This is a genomic window from Streptomyces sp. NPDC057099 (assembly GCF_042671245.1).
Taxonomy (GTDB): domain Bacteria; phylum Actinomycetota; class Actinomycetes; order Streptomycetales; family Streptomycetaceae; genus Streptomyces; species Streptomyces purpurascens.
In genome coordinates this window covers 23,800-41,386 of record NZ_JBHUTX010000047.1, presented here as the reverse complement: position 1 = coordinate 41,386, position 17,587 = coordinate 23,800, and the positions used below count along the sequence as shown (strand labels likewise).

Here is a 17,587-nt window from a genome sequence, read left to right as displayed (position 1 = left end):
TCTCGTGTCAGGAAGAAGTCTTCCGACGGCCCAGAAAGGCGAAGACCGCCAGAACCACTCCCTGCAACACACGCACCTATCCCTCCTACGATCAACACCGCAGAAAAGGCTCGCACACCTCTTATCGCGTCACCCATCGATGCGCCCTTCCGCCGCCTTCCACTACCGCTCCTTCGTATGCCCGTGGAGTCGAGATAGGCACTGCTTCACCGGTACGGCTGCGGGCGCCGCCTCGGTCGGCGTCGTGCGGGGCAGCGGCGGACGATCGGGGGAATGCCGGGTGACTCTGCCGCGCCCGGACTGGTTGTCTGACCATGACCTGCGAAGAGTTGCGCAACTTGATCACGCGTCTACTGGCAGGGAAGGACGTTTCGCCTCGGTGGGCCCACGACCCGGGAGCTTGTTCGAGGACCCGGGTGGAATGCTGACCCGGACGGCTGGCCCCGACGGCCGGGAATTCACCGTCGAGGTGACAGAGGCTGCTCAGCGACCATGACGACAGAGCGCCATCCCACAACTTCCCCGACGCCTTGGCCTCCGGCGCGGCAACGAGCCGAAGCCCCGCCGGAGCTCCACCGGCGGGGCGGGCCGGGCCACCCAGATCGAGGCGCCTGCCCAGGAGCTACTTCTGGCCGCCGGTGTCAATGATCTTTTAGGCGTCTTCCAGTCGTTCCTGTCGGCCTGGGCAGCCGGCTCTCCAGCGAAACCGCCCGGTCAGGACGCCGTGACCACGATGCCGGGGGAAGGGCACCCCAATGGCTGAAGCGGACGAATGGCGCAGACCATGCACACTGTCCGCATCGGGCGGGGACTCTCCCCCCGGCCGCACGGCGGGGTCAGTTGGCGTTCACCAGGTCGTGCGCCGGCACGGTGACCGTCCGCTTACCCGGCGTGCCGCCGAGCACGATCTTCCGCAGGGCACTGTTGTTGTCGAGGTTGGTTTCCTTCAGCCGCTTCTCCGGGTTGGCCAGCACCTGGATGTAGTAGGTGCCGTTGGGCACGCCGGTGATGTCGAAGGACTGGCCCGGCAGGTCCTGGGTGTAGGTGTCACCGGAGCCGACGTCCAGCACCTCGCGGACGGAGATCGAGTTCTCCTCACCGCAGGCGGTGGAGAGGTCGGTGTTGTAGGGGTGCCAGTTGGCGTTCTTCACCGTGTAGTCGATGGCGTCGGTGTTGGCCAGGCAGAACGCTTCCTTGCCGCTGCGCACGGCCTCCTTCTTGTCGGCCTTCAGCAGCCGGTAACTGGCGAAGTCGGTGAAGTGCCAGTGCACGTGCCCCGGGCGCGGGTCCCACTCCATGGTGCCGGTCGGGGTGTAGCCGACCTGCTTGCCCTTGGCGTCGTAGAAGTACTGGAAGGCGTCCATCTTGGCCTTGCCGGGCGAGCGGAACCCGTCCACCACGAGCTGCGCCGGACCGGCGTTCCAGACGTTGGCGCTGAACGCCAGGTAGTCCTTGCCGGGGATGTCCTTGTCGCCGTCGCCGATGGTGATGCCATAGGCCGGCAGCGAGCGCAGGTCCGGCTTGGGGACGTCCGGGACTGAGGGCTTGCCGGCGGGCCGCTTCGACAGCGGTTCGAGGGCGGGCGCCTGACGCGAGCCGTCGGTCTGGCCGCCGCTGTCCCGGGCCTGCGAAGACTGCGCGGACATCTGCTTCTTCTTCAACGCCCACGGCAGGGCCGGCGGCGCGGCCTTCAGCGGACCGTGGCCCACGTTGTACGAAGGACCCGCACCGCTCGTCACCGGCGCGGAAGCCTCAGCGGGCGCCGGGGCATGCCCGGGCCCGTGACCGGCGTGCGCGGTCGGCGCCTGGTGACCGGCAGCGTGCCCGGCGTGCTCGCCGGCCTTCGCGGAGCGGGGCGCGGCCGCGGAGGTGCTCTCTTCGTCCTCGTCGCTTCGTTCCACCACGGTCACCTTGACCGTGGCCGCTTTGTCGGCGATGCCGAACAGGTCGCGGTACTTCTTGGCAACACGGACCTTGGCCGTGTACGTACCGGCCGCCAGCTGGACCGGCTCGGTGTAGGAGCCCGCGTACGTGTTGGCCGCCCAGCCCTTCTCGACGCCCCACACGGAGCCGAGAGTGAAGGGGTTGGTCGAGCAGCTCTCCGGATACTTGGAGGTGGAGGGTGCGTCGGGCCGCACCCGGCCGCTGGCGTTGTTCGGGCAGAAGCTCTCGCTGCGGGTGAGGACCTTCTTGCCGGCCTTGTCGGTGAAGGTGATCTCCGAGAAGCCGGGCAGCCCGGAGAAGTCCTTCACGGTGCCGGTGGGCAGCTTCTTCGCCTTGGCCTTGCCGCCCTCGTACACGGTCTGGGTGACAGTCACCGGGTCCTTGTAGGACTTCCGGGTCACCTTGAGTTCCAGCGGCCTCCCCTCGGCGATGAGGTAGGTGCCGAGGTCCAAGTACACACCCGGATCCTCCTTCCAGGTGGTGAGCGTCACCGAACCGGTCGCCGCGACGAGGCCCAGCTCGGGGCCCTTCGCGGCCTTCGCAGGCTCCTGCGCTGCGGCCACGATGCCGGCCGTGACAGCCGTCACGGCGATGGCCGTGGTGCCGGCGAGCAGCGTACGCCGCAGCCGAGCGGTGCGTCTTCTGGTCATGGTTCCCTCGTCCTCCGGTGCTGTGAGAAGGAAGCAGGCGGCACGGCGCGTCCGCGAGGTCCGGGCCGGGGCCGCCATGTGAGAGGCGTTTGCTTCGCCCGCGCTGCGAGAGGAACGAACCGGTTGCTCGGTTGTCCGGAAGACGGAAAGAGGGCGGGGTGTTGGCCGAATGCCGTCGCAATGACGAGATCCGGCCGTCGATGCGGGCACACCTCACCCGCCATCCCGGCATGTGACGGCGTGTGGGAGTGCCGCCGCATCTCCCTTCGGAGCGCACGCTCCCGACTCCGCTTGTTCCGCGTGGAGTTCGCGAGGAAGCGGCGTGCGTGGGCCAGGACGAGAGTGGGCCCCCACTTGGCCACTTGGTCGGGCCCGAAATGGTCGGTGGCGACGAGGTCTTCGAGTTGCTGGCCGACGTCTGCGTGGTCGTGCGAGTCGAGGAAGACGGCCAGGACGCCGTCGGGCCGGCGGGGCTGGTGGTGGTGTCGACGACCTCGTGCGGTACGGGTGGGTACTGGCAGGGTTCGCGTTCCAGGGCTTCGATCTGCCGGGCCCAGTACTTCGCGTCCCGCAATTCGCCGCGGCGCAGACGCATGGCGTTGAGGCAGACGGCGCCGGTGGCCTGGCCCCCGCCGACCGCCGGCCGGATACTCGTTGTTGTCGGTTGTCGAGCATGAGTCAGCAGACGAAGACTGCTGACCCGAGCCCACCGCGCTGAACCACGATCATGCCGTCAGCCGACGATTTCTTGGTCATGAGCATCGTCCCGCGCGGCCAAGGTGGCACAGAGTCCCGAGGGAAGGCGATCACGACAAGGCTCGCCATTCCCGAAAGCACGGTGGTCAGGGGCCGGTTCGCCCATGCATCCATGAATCCCGTCGTCACGTGAGGAGCACCAGCGGTACGAGGGCGAAGGGGATGCCGAAGGGGCGGTTGGCCCGACGGCTTGGAAGGGCTCCCACAGCCTTTCCGGCACCAACTGGTCAGCGAAGGCCATCGATCCTGGCCTCCTCTTCCTGAGCCCGGCTCACTGCCTCACCGCTCGGCTGCGGCTGTGCCCCGAAACGCGCAAGGTAGTGCCATACCTTCTTGACCGCCTGCGGGTCATAGCGGCCAGTGCCCGCGGCATCCCCGACAACGCGCGGATCGAGCCTGCCACCGACGGCGATCTGCGTGCCCAGGGCAACGTACTCCTGGCCCCGGTAGGTGGGATTCCGGCAGAGCTCCTCGACCGTGAGCCGGAATCCAGGGTGCCATTCCACCGGAAAGGGAAGACACCGGGAGGCAGCCTCGACGGCAGTGCCCTGATAGCAGGGGTCCAGGACCAGCGCCTCGACATCGCGGTCCAGCCGGACCGGCCCGTGCACCTGCGCCTCGATGTAGTCGTCGAGGGCGTCTTGGTCATCGGCCAGTGCAAGTTCGATGAGGCCCATGCGATCCGCCGTACCGAAGTCCGAGGGCTCCAGGAAGCTGTCCGGGTAGCAGAACGTGGTCCGCGACAGCGCCGAGGCCGTGAGTCGGAAATGCGCGGAACCGAAGCGCGGCGCCGCGCCGACGGGCTTGTGGCGGAAGTTCAGCCCGCCATAGACGGGCCGCTCGTGAGCGGCCGCGTTGTCGTAAGCACCATCGAACATCCGGCTTTCCCACCGCCACCGGTCGCCGCCTGAGTAGGCGGTCAGGCCACCGTTGCTCGTTCCGGTGACGAACTGCGAGAGATAGACACCGCCCTCTGCCAGGGCCTCCAGGATCGGCTTGCCGTATGCCAGACGGTCCGGATGGAAGTTGAGGGTCACCCGCAACGTCGGGTCCACGGGCGCACCGGACGAAAGCCCGGCCATGTGCCCGAGGGCCCGTTCCTGCGCTGTCTGGGAGGCGTCGGAGCTCATTCGCGAAGTGTCCCCCGAGCCGATCAACCCGTGCACGCGGGTTTGTGGGCAGTGTCGCCCTGGGACGTTCTTCGACGGTGGAGGAAGTCGTCCGGCATCGGCGCCACAGCCTTCTTCGGCGGTGGCGCGCTGGTTCTGAGCGCATCGCTGCCCGGCGGCGGAGACGACCAATACGCCCACTCCGAGTTGTGTAACGGTCCGCCACTCCCGTGTCGGGTGAGGCATGACCGAGGGGGTGTATCACGCACCCCGGCGTGGTACACCGTCCGCATCCGGGCCTGAGCGGACATGGTGACCAGATGAACCCGCCCGAAGATGCTCTCCCCTGTGACATCGACGGCTGCCGGCTCCCGTAGAGCCTGCGGGGACTCCGCCTTCGTACTCAGGCACGGCGCGCTCGAGTCTGCTGTGCCCCGGAACCGCGGCGGAGGCGAAGACCTGTAATCGAGGCGACTCCGGCAGCGGGCGATGCCGGTGATCATTTCGTTCGAGGTGTCGGTCCCAGATCACGGCTGCGAGTACGTGCTCACTGCTCACCGGCGAATGGCTGCCCAGGCCAGTGACGTTGCGATGCGAGCGCCGCACGGAACCCGCCTGTGCCCACGGCGTGCTCGCAGCATTCCCACCGCTCGACGTTTCCCCAGGTCAAGCCTCAAGTCCTGCTGGGAGGGATAAGCCCCCGCCGGGCGACCGGCAGGGGCCAACGCCGCCCGTCCTCCTACTTGGTGGTGCGGTAGGCGCGGTGGATGGTCTGGGTCAGGGTGTTGCCGTCGGCGTCGGTGAGGGTGACGCGCAGTGAGACCGGGCCGGGCCTGGCGGGGCTGGTCAGCTTGAGCTGCTTGCCGTTCACGGCGGTGGTCTTCTTCCAGGTCTTGCCGTCGTCGTAGGAGACGGTGAAAGCCAGCTTGCGCAGTGTGTCGACCTTGGTGGCGGCGCCTTGGAGACTGAAGGGAACGGTGAGGGTCGTACCGGCCTTGGCGGTGCTGGCCGTCGACAGGCTGGGCGTGTAGCGGACGACGGTCAGCGGGAGCCGCTTGGGCTTGTCACCGGGGACGTGGGCCGAGGTGAAGGTCCAGGTGGCGGTCGTACGCGTACTGACCGCGGACTGGGCCGGATCGCGGGAGACGTCCACGTCGAGCTTGTACGTGCGCTTGCCCGCGGGCAGCGTGTACGAGTCGCCGTTCAGCGGGGCGTTCACGGCGAAGATCTTCTTGCCGTCGGCGTGGAGCGAGCTCCTGGCCTTGGTGTGGGTGGAGACGCCCACGTTGCCGGCGCTGTCGGAGAACAGGGGCAGGTACGCCTCGAAGGTGTCGCCGACGCGGACCACTCGGGGCGGGTCGGTGACGGCCGGGACGTCGCCCGACGGGAGGGACGGGCCGAAGACGCCGACGTTGAAGCGCTGGGTGTGGTCCTTGCCCGCCGCGTACGACCTGGGGATGCTGCTCTGGGTGCTCTCCCAGGCCGGGTCGCCCTCGGCGTCGGGGGCGCCGCGCTGGGAGACCTGGTAGAACCACTTGATTTTGTTGGGCAGCACATAGTCGGTGCCGGTCAGCGGCAGGCGGCTCTTCGTCGAGTAGGGGTTGTAGAAGCCGTCGGGCATCAGCGGTGAGGCGCTGATGCTCGTGGTCTTGCCCTTGGCGGGCACTCCGACGACGACCTTGACCTTGGTCAGCTGGTCGGGCTTGACGTTCCGGGTGAAGCCGGACAGGTCACCCGTGCGGTCCCAGGCCAGCCGGTAGTTGACGGACTTGTGGGTCCAGATGCCGTAGTACCTCACGAACGCCTCGGTGGACGGCACCGGGGCACCGAGCTGTCCGATGCGGATGTCACCGAGGGAGAGGGCGTCGTACACAGTGGTGTACGGCTTGTTGCTGACGCTGTTGTAGAAGTACACCATCGCGCCCGCGGGCTTGGCCGCGCCGTTCGGCACGGTGACCTTGACGGGTTTCGTCTTCCGGGCGTCCATGACCACGGTCGTGTTCTTGGTCAGCGCGAACTTCGGGTGCAGCAGCACGGACCGTCCGGCGCCGGCGAAGGTCATTCCTTGCAGGGAGTAACGGCCCTTCGGCAGACGGATGGTGACCTCGCCATCCCTCTCGTCGGCGACCTCCGTCCAGATGTCGTTGTCCAGGCCGTAGATGTCCGTCCTGGAGTCGCGCCCGGCCTTGCCCTCGAGGTCGAGGTGCTTGATGGTCAGGTCGTACGACTCGATCTCGCGGACGACGCCGAGCGAGGTACGCGCGGTGGCGCTGCCGTCGGCGGTCGCGGCGGTCACCGAGCCGCCGAAGCTGCCCTCGGCCGTGCCCACGCGGGTGTCGGCGGTCACGGTGGCGGTCGCCTCACCGCCCGCCGGGACGGTGAGCCGCTGCGGCGAGACGGTGAACATGCCCTCGGCCGCGGGCGTTCCGTCGTTGCCGTAGGCCTCGGTGGCCAGGTCCAGGGTGACCGGCTCGGGGCCCGCGTTGCGGTACGTGACGCCCTTGGAGACCGGCTGGTCGTCGGTGTGGGGGTACCTCTGGGTCCCGAAGCCCAACGAGGTCGGGCTGCTGGTGAGCTTCTGGGAGATCGCCCTGGCGACGTCCACGCGGCCGGTGCCCTGCGTGTACGCGGAGGTGGCGGGGGTCGGCTTCGCGGAGGCGGTGAGGGCGGCCTTGATCTGCGGGCCCTTCCAGCCCGGGTGCTCCTGGGCCAGGATCGCCGCGGCGCCCGCCACATGCGGGGTCGCCATCGACGTACCGCTCATGGAGACGTAGCCGTCGGCGACGGGGTCGCCCATGTTCCCTTCGGCGGCCTTGGCGGCGACGATGTCCACGCCCGGCGCGGTGATGTCGGGCTTGAGGGAGCCGTCGGCCGTGGGGCCGCGACTGGAGAACTCGGCGATGGCGTCCCGGCGGTCGACCGCGCCTACGGTGAGCGCGGAGGCCGCGCTGCCGGGGGTGCCGATGGTGCCCTCACCGGGGCCCTCGTTGCCGGCGGCTATGACGAACAGGGCCCCGGAACTGGCCGACAGGTCGTTGACGGCCTGCTCGATGGGGTCGATACCGGGCGTGTCGGTGCCGCCCAGGCTCATGTTGACGACCTTGGCGCCCTGCGCGACGGCCCACTGCATACCGGCGATGAGACCGGAGTCGTCGCCCTCGCCGGCGTCGTCGAGCACCTTGCCCACCAGGAGCCGGGCGCCGGGCGCGACGCCCTCGTACTTCGCGCCGGCGGGAGACTTGGCCCCGGAGCCCGCGATCGTCGAGGCCACGTGCGTGCCGTGCCCCGCACGGTCGACGCTGTCCGCGGCGGTGGAGAAGTTCTTCACCTCGTCGACCCGGTCCTTGAGGTCCGGGTGCGTGGCGTCGACACCGGTGTCGAGGACGGCGACCTTGACGCCCTTGCCGTCGTATCCCGCCGTGTGCGCGGCGGGAGCGCCGATCTGCGCCACGCTCTTGTCCAGGGTCGCCTTGACCTTGCCGTCCAGCCAGATCTTCCTGACCTTCGCGGAGCCGCTCGCGCCGGTGAGGGTCTTCCACAGGTCGGAGCCCTCGGACTTACGGGCGCGTACGGCGTCGCCGTTGATGCTCGGCAGATCCCGGCGGACGGTCGCGCCCGAGTTCCGGAACGTACTCGCCGATACGGACCTGCCCTTGTCGTAGGTCACGATCAGTGGCAGGTCGGAGCGGCGGGCGTCGTCGTAGCGCGAACTCACCAACTGCGTCACGTCGAACAGCCGCCGGTCGGCGGTCCCGTTCGCGATCAGCGGTTCGGCGTCGCGCGGCAGGACGTATGCGTGGCCCGCGGCCTGCTGGACGCGGAACGTCATCCCCTCGCGGCCCTCGGCGGCCACCACGCCGGTGACCTTGCCCTTGGCGTCGAGGGTCACCCGATCGCCGGTGACGAGGGTGACGGTGCGCGCCGGGGTTCCGGGGAGGGTCTCGGCCTGGGCGCTGTCGGGGGTGCCCGCCAGCAGTCCGGCGCCGAGCGCCGCCGCCAGGGCGGCGGCGAACGGGAGGGTGATGAGCGCTCGTTTCCTGCGTCTGTGCGATGTCAACTGAAGCCTTTCCTTATGGTTCGTGACGATCTGCCTGCCCGCCGGGGCGGCATCAGGGCGCGGCGGAGCGACGCGTGGCCGCTCGGCCGCGTACTGAGGGAGGTCTGAGAAGAAGTCTCAGAGGAGGTCCGCGAAGGAGTCCGCGAGGAAGATCGGGTCGAACGGGGTGCCTGGTCGGACGATCAGACGAGGCGCTTGCGACCCCAGAGGAGGATGAATGCCGCGATGCCGGCGGTGAGGACCAGCAGGATCGAGGCGCCGAACCACTGCATGGAGGACATCTGGGAGATCGGGAGGTAATCGATCGACCAGCCGACGACCTGCTCCTTGTCCAGGCAGGCGTTTCTGGCCGACTCCGTCGGCCCGGCGCAGCTGCCCCAGCCGATGAGGTCGCCGGAGGCGGTGAGGTAGGACTCGTCCACGATGTAAGCGCCGTCAGGCACCTCCGGGCGGGTGTCGCCCTGGACGCCGTTGCGGCTGGTGACCGTGACGATGTTCCCGAGGGACACCCGGACGTACGACCAGGCCAGCTGCAGGGCAACGGCGAAGCCCAGGGTGACGACCATGGACAGCAGGGTCCGGCGCAACAGCATGCCGATCGCCACGCCGGTGACGACGGTGAGCAGGGTGAGCGCCACGGGCACGGGTCCACTGCTGTCGAAGCCGGAGGAGTCGACCCAATCCATCACGTACGGTGACGACTTGACCGGCGACCACCACCAGGTGAACGCGGCGGAGATCGCCGCGGTGCACACCACGACCACGAGCGTGGTCACACCGAGCTTGGTGGCCAGCCAGCGAACCCGGCTGGCGGACTGGGCGTTGACCAGCTTGGCGGTGCCGGTCTCCAGGTCGCCGGCGAGCAGGGGCCCACCGATGAAGACACCGATCACGATGGGCAGCAGCCCGAGCAACCGAGAGACCGCGTCGAGCGGCCGCTGGTTGAACTTGTCCTCCCAGCCGGACCTGAGGTCGGGATAGCCGTACCCTTCGAGGTACGTGATCATCAGCTGACGCTGATAGACGATCACCGCCACGGTGACCGCGCCGGCGGCCAGAAGCGTCCAGTAGGCGGCACGGTGCTGACGCCAGACGAGCCAGTTCATGCCGCTGAGCCGGAGGCCACGGCCATGGCCGGCCGCGGTGCGGGCGGAGTCGGGGGAGGTACCGGCGGCGCTGGTCATCGTGCTCATGCGGCCACCCCCTGCGGGGCGACATAGGAGCTGGGGCTGATCAGCGGCGGGGCTTCGGGCGAGCGCAGATAGGAGAGCAGGAGCTCCTCCAGGCTCGGGGTGCTCGCCTCCCAGGGACCGGTGACCGGTCCGTCGGGTAGGACCAGGGAGGTGAACTGCCGTCCGCTGGTACGGGTTTCGACCACGGTGTGGTACGCCAGCTCCGGGGGCATCCGCCCTTCGGAGTGGACCCCGGTCAGTACGGCGTGGACGGAACGGAGTTCGTCGACCTCACCGGCCAGCCGCAGCCCGCCGCCCGCGATGACCAGCAGGTAGTCGCAGATGTTCTCCAGCTCGGCGAGCATGTGGGTGGACATCAGCACGGTGGTGCCGCGCTCGGCGGCTTCGGCCAGCAGGGTGCCCATCAACTCGTGGCGCACCAGCGGGTCGAGGTCCGACATCGGCTCGTCGAGGAGCAGCAGGTCGGGACGCTTGCCGAAGGAGACGGCGAAGGCCACCCGGGTGCGCTGGCCGCCGGAGAGTGTGCCGATCTTCGCGTCGAGGGGCACATTGCCCGCGCGGACGATGTCCTCGGCGGCCCGCTGGTCCCAGCCGGGGTTCAGTTCGCGGCCCATGCGCAGGGTCTCGGCGACGGTGAAGCGCCGGAACAGGGGCTTCTCCTGGGCGAGGAACGCGGTACGCCGAGTGGCCTCCGCGGACTCCGGGGCCGCGCCGAACACGCGCAGGGTGCCGGTGGTCGGCTCCAGCAGGTTGGCGGCGATGTTCATCAGCGTGGTCTTGCCGGCCCCGTTGGGGCCCACCAGACCGCAGATCCGCCCGGCCGGCAGCCGGAAGGAGCAGTCCCGCAACGCCCAGCCCCGGCGGTACTTCCGGCCGACCCCGCGGGCCTCTATCGCGGACGTGTCCGCCGATCCCCCGTGGCCCGTCTCGTAACTCACCATGCGCGTCCCCTTGTTCCTAACATTCCTGTTGTCGCTTCTGGCGCTTCTGTTGCCGCTGTTTCCGCGTGCTCGGCGGCAGGCCTGGTCCCGGCGTACCGCTCCTCCAGCACCGACGTGACCAGAGCGGTCACGTCGTCCTGCTCAAGACCCGCCTCGCGGGCCCGGTCCAGCCAGCTCTCCAGCTCACCGCGCAGCAGCGAATCCGCCGCCACCTGCGGACGAGTCACTGACTGACGGACGAAGGTCCCCAGTCCCGGCCGTGCTTCGACCAGGCCCTCCCGCTCCAGTTCTCGGTACGCCTTGAGCGTGGTGTTGGGGTTTACCGAGGAGGTCTGGGAGACCGCCTTGGCCGTGGGCAACTGGTCCCCCGGCAGGAGTACGCCTAGCCGCAGCGCCTGCTTGGTCTGTTGAACGATCTGCTGGTAGGCGGCGACCCCGCTTCGCCTGTCGATGCGGAACTCCAACCCCTTCACTACCCTTCACTAGTCGACTAGTGAAATGAGGATGGAGCACGGATCGCGTACCTGTCAAAGCCTGCAGGTCGGGGTGCTGGTGGGGTGGTGGAATGCGCTGCTCACGTCGGGGGCGTCACTTCGGGGTGGGATCGCTCTCGAAAGCCATGACTTGAACTACGAAGCGAACGCCTGGAGTTCGCATCGAAGGCGACCTCGCCGCCCTTGGCTCCGACTGGCGCCCGCCCGCATCACCGACACTCGCGCGGCCCAGTTGGATTGGCGATCGTGAACGCACCCCGGCCCTGCCCTCCACCAGGTCTGGCCCCGTGGAGCAGCTATGCGCACGGCGCTTCGTGGGCGGCCGGGGGGCCGGTGGCGGACAGGCCGTAGGTCCGCAGGGCGGTGCCGGTGAAGACCCCAAGAGGCTCGACTCGCCGAGGTGCTGTGCAACGGCGGCTACACCCTCACCCCGCTCGGCCACGACGTCCGCGAGGCCCTGCGTTCGGTCACCGAATGGTCGCAGCGGTGGGCTGCCGAGCTTGCCGACGTCCCGCCCACTGCCGCCGAGGGTGCCAGCGCAACCGGTTCTGACAGCGGTCCGCGCGCGGGACACCTCAGGTTTCGGCCCGTAACCACAGGACTGGAGACCACGGACCATGACAGAGTTCCCCTCACAGGAGGCGCGAACCGCCGTCGCCGCTGCCTTGGCCGAGGATGAGTCGGGCCAGGGCCGAGCCGCAGGAGCACCAGGCCGCGCGTGACCAGCCGCAGCAGCGGGCCGTCGGGGAGCAGCGCGAGGGCGGATCGGTCCGGCCGATTCCCCGCCGCGGTGGCGGCGACCGCATCCTGCCTTCGAATTGAGGGCGCCGCATGGGCGCGAAGACGGGAGGGTGCGACCGTTGCCACGGATGGGGAGCCCTGCGGCCGTCGGGCAGCTGCCGCAGTCGCATCGGGTGGGCGCCCCGCGGCGCAAGCACGGAGTCTGCCGCCGCTGCCGGCATGAAACCGAGCTCGATCGGGACGGGGTCTGCCGGCCTTGCACCATCGAGATCCGGCTGCTGCCCGATCTCGAGTGGACCCGCATAGCGCTCCGGGACCGTCCCGGGCCAGTCCGTGATCTGCAGCTGTCGATGCAGTTGCCGGGCGTCCGCAACCCCACCGGGTACGTCTGCCGCACGCCAGGCCCGGTCGAGCCGCCGCCCGCTGGCGCCTGGAAGGGACGCACCGGCCGTGACGCCCGGGGGCCGCAGGACGACCTCCGGGTCTGCCCGTCGCAGATCACCGGGCAGTTGCCCTTGCTGCCCCGGACCTTCACCCGCGAGCATGCGCAGCGGATCGCGACCGCCCCTTCGCGGAGATGAAGGACGTCCTCCTAGCCGCCGACCGGATCCGTGACCGACGCGGTCTGGACCAGGGTTGGCGGTTCAGCGTGATGGAGATGGTGGTGCCGGCCCTGGCCTCCCGGGAGACCGGTGATCTTCTGGTCGACGAGTGCGTCCTCGTGGAACTGCCCCGGATGCGGCGTGCGGTCGCCTCCGTTCTGCAGGAGGCCGGGCTGCTGCGGCGCGGCCTCGGCTGAGGGTCCCGAGGGGCCAGTTCGTGGACAGCCAGGTCGTGACGGCCGCTTGCAAGGGCGTGTCCAGCTCGGCTCTGTCGGCCCGGGCCCAGGAGCGTACGTCGGTGCCATGGTCGTCGCTGCGGGAGGGGTAGATGTAGTCGCAACCGATCACCTCGCCACTAGCGGTCTCGATGACGGTGTAGGTGAATCCGCGGCGCTGAGCGAAGTCGTCCGCGTGACGCTGGAGGTCGACGAGATTCGCCTGCGGGGCCATCCCGTCCGCAGGGGGCCATTCTCGGTCCTGGAATCCCGGGGTCGCACGGATGTGCTCGATGCCGCTGGTCCAGGCGGCGTGCTCGGCGGCGTTGTGCTGGGGTCCCAGAGGCTCCAGACGGAACTGCGGGGTGATCAGGTCCGCGGGGACGACGAAGTCGTCGGGTACGAGGGCATGGTCAGTCATGGGGCCGAGGCTATGAGGCAGGGCTCGCGGGTTGCGCCTGGATTGATCACGCCGCAAGCGCGGCGGGACGGCTGAGCCGGACCGAGGAGGCCGAGGCGGCGGCCCGACGGGCGTACAAGATCGAGCAGGGACGGCACTCGTTCCAGCACAACCCGGCCGGCGCGGACGCCGTCGCCGCCGCGACCACGGCCTCCGACGCCGCCCGGGTGCGCACCACGCAGCACCTGCTGGCGACGCGGCTGGAGCAGCTGCGCGCTGGCGGCACGCGCTGAGAATCCACACAGATCCGGTGTACGAAGGCGTCCTGGAACCGCGTCTGCTGGTGTGGTGGCGGAGGAGGTTCCGTCGCGTACGTGAGGTGCGGGGCACGCCGGGACAGAGGCACACTCAGGAGCCCCCAGCCGGCATCAACCCCGCGCGACGGCCGTACCTGCCTTCAGCGGTCGTGTCCGTACGGGCAGACTGCGGAGTCCGCGTTTGTGGAAGGAGGGCCACCAGGCCAGGGCACCGAGGGGCACTGCGAGTTCCAGGGCGGGGAAATGCTCTAGGAGGGAGCCGATGGCGATTTCTGCCTCCAGCCGTGCAAGTGGCGCGCCGAGGCAGTAGTGAATGCCGTGGCCGAACGCCAGGTGGGTAGAGGGGGAGCCCGGGGTGAAGGAGTCGGGCGAGGGAAACTCGCGGTCGTCCCTGTTCGCCGAGGCGATGGAGATCCACACGCGGCCGCCGGCCGGGATGACGGTGTCGCCGATGGTGATGTCCTCAAGGGCGAACCGGCGCACGGCTAAGGGGAAGGGTGGGTTCCAGCGCAGGGTCTCTTCGATTACCGCTTGGACCGGCAGGGAGCGTTGCCGGACCTGGTGCATGAGCTGCGGGTGCAGGAGTAGGCCGAGGGCTGCGTTGCCGATGAGGTGGACTGCGTTGTCGTAGCCGGCGAACAGGGTGAGGAAGGCGAGGGAGAGCAGTTCCTGCTCGGTGAGGCTTTCGCGGTCGTCGCGGGCATGGGTGAGGGCCGAGAGCAGGTCGTCGGACGGATGGCTGCGCTTGTCCTGGATGACACCGGTCAGGAATTGGTGCATCTGGCGCATCGCTGCGCGCGAGTCTGCTGCTGAGCCGGCCGAGGGGGAGAGCAGGGTGTCGGTCCACGCTCTGAAGTCGTGGTTGTCCTCGGGAATACCGAGCAGTTCGCAGATGACGCCCATGGGGAGCGGGACAGCCAGTGTTTGCATGAGGTCCATGCTTGGGCCCACCTGCGTGGTGAGGAGGGCGTCCGCCATGGCCTGGATCCGAGTGCGGAGGGCGGCGATGCGCCGTGGCGTGAAGGCTCTGGAGATGAGGCGGCGCAGACGTGTGTGGTCGGGTGGGTCCATGTTGAGCAGATGGGCGTCGAGCTCGGGTGGCATGGACGACTGATAGGTACCACTGGTTTTCGCGTTTGCCTTGTCCAGCGACAAGCGGCCGTCCGCCAGCGAGGCGCGGGCCTCCCGGTAGCGGGTGATCACCCAGAGTGGCTCACCATCTGGAGTGGTGGTGCGGTGGACCGCAGCGCTATCGCGCAGGCGTGCGTAGGCGGCAGTGGGGCTTTCTATGAGGCTGTGATCGAAAAGAGTCATGGCCCCAGTCTGCTCGGGCCGAGTCGGCGATGTGCCGTGCGGCCGCGCGCCTCTGCCGAGCCGCAGCGTGTGCGCCCGCCACCGAGTCCAGGAGCTCGCCGGGGCGGTGGCCCGATGTCCCAGGACCAGCAGCCCACCGGGACGGGCGTTTCGTCGGCATGGCACGCGACTGGCCCTCTCGCGGACTGGGCTCACGCGGAGCACCACGCCCGCAGCACCCTGCAAGGCGTCCCGGGTCAGGATGTCTGCGCCCCTGCCGACGAGGGGTCAGGGAGTCGGCGAAGTCGGCCGGGCGCGGGTTGTTGTGGACGCGGTGGGCAATGTGGCGCAGAGTTCTGCGGCGGTCACCTGCGGGTTGGGCAGGTCGGCCAGCTCCGGGAGGCACAAGGCCGGAAGGCAGGCGAGCACCAGGTCCTTGCTGAGGGCGGGAGTTGGTCGGCGGGGGGCCTCGCCGTTCGGGTCAGCGGCGTGGAGCCGACGTCCTCGAGGGCCTGCATCTCGGCCTGGTCCAATCGCGCGCCATGCCTGACTGGATGCCCTCGTGGGCACAACCGCTAGGCACCCGTCGTCTCCTTCTCCACTCCCTGTAGTTGGCGCGCGGGGACCGCATACGGAGCGACAACGCGGAAGAAGCGTGACCTGCTAAGAGGAGACCGGCCGGTACCGGAGTCGTCCACCGCCTGACGGAGAACCTGGTGGAGGAGGTCGCGGCGAACGCCTTTGGGACGGCACGTCTTGTGGGTGGCGCGTTTCCCCGGTCCTCGACAACGGCAGCAACAGGGGAAAGCCCGAAGGGGAGAGTGGACGTGCAGGACGACTTACTGGTGGTCGGGTTCGACCTGGAGACCCGTCGGGAGGTACACGTCGCCGAGCGGAAGCCAGAGCACTGGAGACGGCTCGGGTACGGCGGCACGGGCCAGCTGGTGTGCTTCTACTGCTTCCACGGCTTCGAGGCCCCGGCGGGAACCCGGGTGCCGCTGGTGACACGGGGCCGGCTGGGCGGGAAGGTGCGCCGGCACTCTGCCCACCGGCCCGGGCAGGCTCCGGCCGGGGGCCACAGTCCGGAGACGGTATGGCACATCACGACCAAGCACACCTTGGCGGCCTGGGCGTGGTCGAGACCCGGGGTGGAGCGGGTGCGGCTGGAGCAGCGGACGGACGACCACCACTGACGGGCCGACGTCGAGGTGCTGCTCAGGGACGGCACGAAATACGACCTGCCGTCGGTCACCGACTACACCCCCGTCGAGGGCCGCGCCGACGGCAGATTCACCGCCCGCGTGGACCTGGCCGCGACTCTGCTGGCCCTGCTCCACGACGACAGCCACCACCGCACCACCGTCAGCGTCATCACCACAGCCGCCAAGCCCACTCTGCTCCAGTGGATGCGCCGCGAAGCACTCGCCAAGAGATGAGCCGATCCGTCCGCACCGGATTGCGGCGCGCCGCCGACGCAGCGGGTATGGGGAAGGTGTTGACATGAGTCAGCACGGCCTCAAGGAGGTGGCATCGGCCGACACCAGGAAGGAAACAGTGAACAGCGCGCTGCAATGGCACCGGATGACGGCACCGGGGCCGGTGCCGGGGGCCATACGGGCTAGGCCGTGTTCAGGTTCGGATTCCTGTGCGCGTCCTGCACTGTGATGATCAAGATGTGGGGCGAGGGGATCTTTCTGATGAGCAGTGGTCGGTGCTGGAGTCGTGGCTGCCTGCGGTGGTCATAAGTCGCAGGTGGCCTGGCTGTCGGCGGCTGGTAGACGGTGTGCGGTGGCGGGTTCGGACCGGAGTTCCATGGCGGGACCTGCCGTTCGAGTACGGACCGTGGCAGACGGTGTTGGGACTGTTCCGAAGATGACAGCGTCGGGGTGTGTGGGCCCGGCTGTTGACGTTGTTGCAGGCGAGGGCTGATGCGGCCGGGCTGATCTTCTGGGAGGTCAATGTCGACGCCACCACCTGCCGGGCACACCAGCATGCTGCCGGTGTCCGCCAGCGCGGTGCTGTGCAGAAGGAACCGCCGGGCGGAGTGAGCGCCGAACGAGCAGGGACAGAAGCCGTTGTCGCTGCTGATCACCGCCGGGCAGCGCGGTGACAGTCCGCAGTTCGAGCCGGTCCTGAACGCGATCGGGGTGCCCCGGCCTGGCGTACTCTTCACGCGCGAATCGCGCCTACCTGAGCAGACGTGGCATCAGGTGCACGATTCCTGAGCCGGTCGATCAGGTCCGCAACCGCAGGCGCCGCGGCCGTGGCGGCGGCCGTCCGTCCGTCTTCGACCGCGAGGACTACGAGGCCCGGCATGCGGTCGAATGCGGGATCAGCCGGCTCAAGCAGCACCAGGCCGTGGCGACCCGGTTCGACAAACTTGCGGTTCGGTTCGAGGCGACAGTTCAGGTCGCGGCGATTTCATCAGTGGCTGTTCACGGAGGAAGAGCGCGTTTCCTGGCATTGGCGCGGGGCGGTGTGTATGGGGTTGCACCCTCCGTAGCGGCATGTGGTCCGGTGGACTTACGTCCGGTCCCTTGAGGAAAGGTCCCTGCTCATGCATTCGTCCTTCATGCCACCCCCGCCAGGTCAAGATCGGTGACGCGGCGGCCTTCGCCGGCACCACGCCGCGGGCGATTCGCCATTACCACGAGATCGGCCTGCTCCCCGAGCCTGAGCGCGGCGGCGATGACCGCCGCCGCTACGGGTACGAGGACATGATCCGCTTGCTGTGGATTCGCAAGATGGCCGACGCCGGGATCGCCCTGGACGACATCCGTGACGCCTTTAGAGGTAGTTTCTTATGGCGTGATCGCTCGCTGAACGGTGTCGGACGGATCCCTTTGAGGTTCCGTTGGTGGTGGTGCTGGCGAGC

General features: G+C 69.0%; 10 protein-coding genes and 2 pseudogenes. 5 read left to right on the top strand and 7 right to left on the bottom strand.

Annotated elements, in window-relative coordinates; translation table 11 throughout:
- Positions 1-836: 836 nt before the first annotated feature.
- From ACFT4A_RS35095 to ACFT4A_RS35070, 6 genes are all read right to left on the bottom strand, one after another.
- The gene (locus ACFT4A_RS35095) at positions 837-2,594 is read right to left on the bottom strand and encodes a lysyl oxidase family protein (RefSeq protein WP_382838626.1); all 1,758 of its coding nucleotides are present in this window, start codon (positions 2,592-2,594) and stop codon (positions 837-839) included.
- 983 nt (positions 2,595-3,577) lie between these two features.
- Positions 3,578-4,480 carry a DUF3626 domain-containing protein gene (locus ACFT4A_RS35090; protein WP_382838623.1) on the bottom strand — a complete coding sequence of 301 codons (903 nt, stop codon included), beginning with the start codon at positions 4,478-4,480 and terminating at the stop codon, positions 3,578-3,580.
- 718 nt (positions 4,481-5,198) lie between these two features.
- Positions 5,199-8,516 carry a S8 family peptidase gene (locus ACFT4A_RS35085; RefSeq protein WP_382838620.1) on the bottom strand — a complete coding sequence of 1,106 codons (3,318 nt, stop codon included), beginning with the start codon at positions 8,514-8,516 and terminating at the stop codon, positions 5,199-5,201.
- A gap of 182 nt (positions 8,517-8,698) precedes the next feature.
- The gene (locus ACFT4A_RS35080; RefSeq protein ID WP_382838618.1) at positions 8,699-9,709 is read right to left on the bottom strand and encodes an ABC transporter; all 1,011 of its coding nucleotides are present in this window, start codon (positions 9,707-9,709) and stop codon (positions 8,699-8,701) included.
- Entirely contained in the window at positions 9,706-10,650 is a 945-nt protein-coding gene (locus ACFT4A_RS35075) for an ABC transporter ATP-binding protein (RefSeq protein ID WP_382838616.1), read from the bottom strand. Before ACFT4A_RS35075 ends, ACFT4A_RS35080 begins: the two co-directional genes overlap by 4 nt.
- Positions 10,644-11,114, bottom strand: coding sequence for a GntR family transcriptional regulator (locus ACFT4A_RS35070; RefSeq protein WP_382838613.1), 471 nt, complete (start codon positions 11,112-11,114; stop codon positions 10,644-10,646). The genes ACFT4A_RS35075 and ACFT4A_RS35070 overlap by 7 nt, the downstream gene beginning before the upstream one ends.
- Positions 11,115-12,462: 1,348 nt before the next feature.
- On the opposite strand from ACFT4A_RS35070, the gene ACFT4A_RS35065 reads away from it, so the two are divergent.
- Complete coding sequence (locus ACFT4A_RS35065) at positions 12,463-12,684, top strand: hypothetical protein (protein ID WP_382838610.1); 222 nt, start codon at positions 12,463-12,465, stop codon at positions 12,682-12,684.
- Positions 12,685-13,530: 846 nt separating this feature from the next.
- Here ACFT4A_RS35065 and ACFT4A_RS35060 read toward each other — a convergent pair.
- Entirely contained in the window at positions 13,531-14,733 is a 1,203-nt protein-coding gene (locus tag ACFT4A_RS35060) for a cytochrome P450 (protein ID WP_382838608.1), read from the bottom strand.
- Between the two features lie 806 nt (positions 14,734-15,539).
- On the opposite strand from ACFT4A_RS35060, the gene ACFT4A_RS35055 reads away from it, so the two are divergent.
- The 4 genes and pseudogenes from ACFT4A_RS35055 to ACFT4A_RS35040 all read left to right on the top strand — a co-directional run.
- The gene (locus tag ACFT4A_RS35055; RefSeq protein ID WP_382838606.1) at positions 15,540-15,905 is read left to right on the top strand and encodes a hypothetical protein; all 366 of its coding nucleotides are present in this window, start codon (positions 15,540-15,542) and stop codon (positions 15,903-15,905) included.
- Between the two features lie 15 nt (positions 15,906-15,920).
- The gene (locus tag ACFT4A_RS35050; RefSeq protein WP_382838603.1) at positions 15,921-16,148 is read left to right on the top strand and encodes a hypothetical protein; all 228 of its coding nucleotides are present in this window, start codon (positions 15,921-15,923) and stop codon (positions 16,146-16,148) included.
- Between the two features lie 239 nt (positions 16,149-16,387).
- Positions 16,388-17,133, top strand: a pseudogene (locus tag ACFT4A_RS35045) (IS5 family transposase); the annotation flags it as partial.
- A 136-nt stretch (positions 17,134-17,269) separates the two neighbouring features.
- Positions 17,270-17,501, top strand: a pseudogene (locus ACFT4A_RS35040) (MerR family transcriptional regulator); the annotation flags it as partial.
- Positions 17,502-17,587 lie beyond the last annotated feature (86 nt).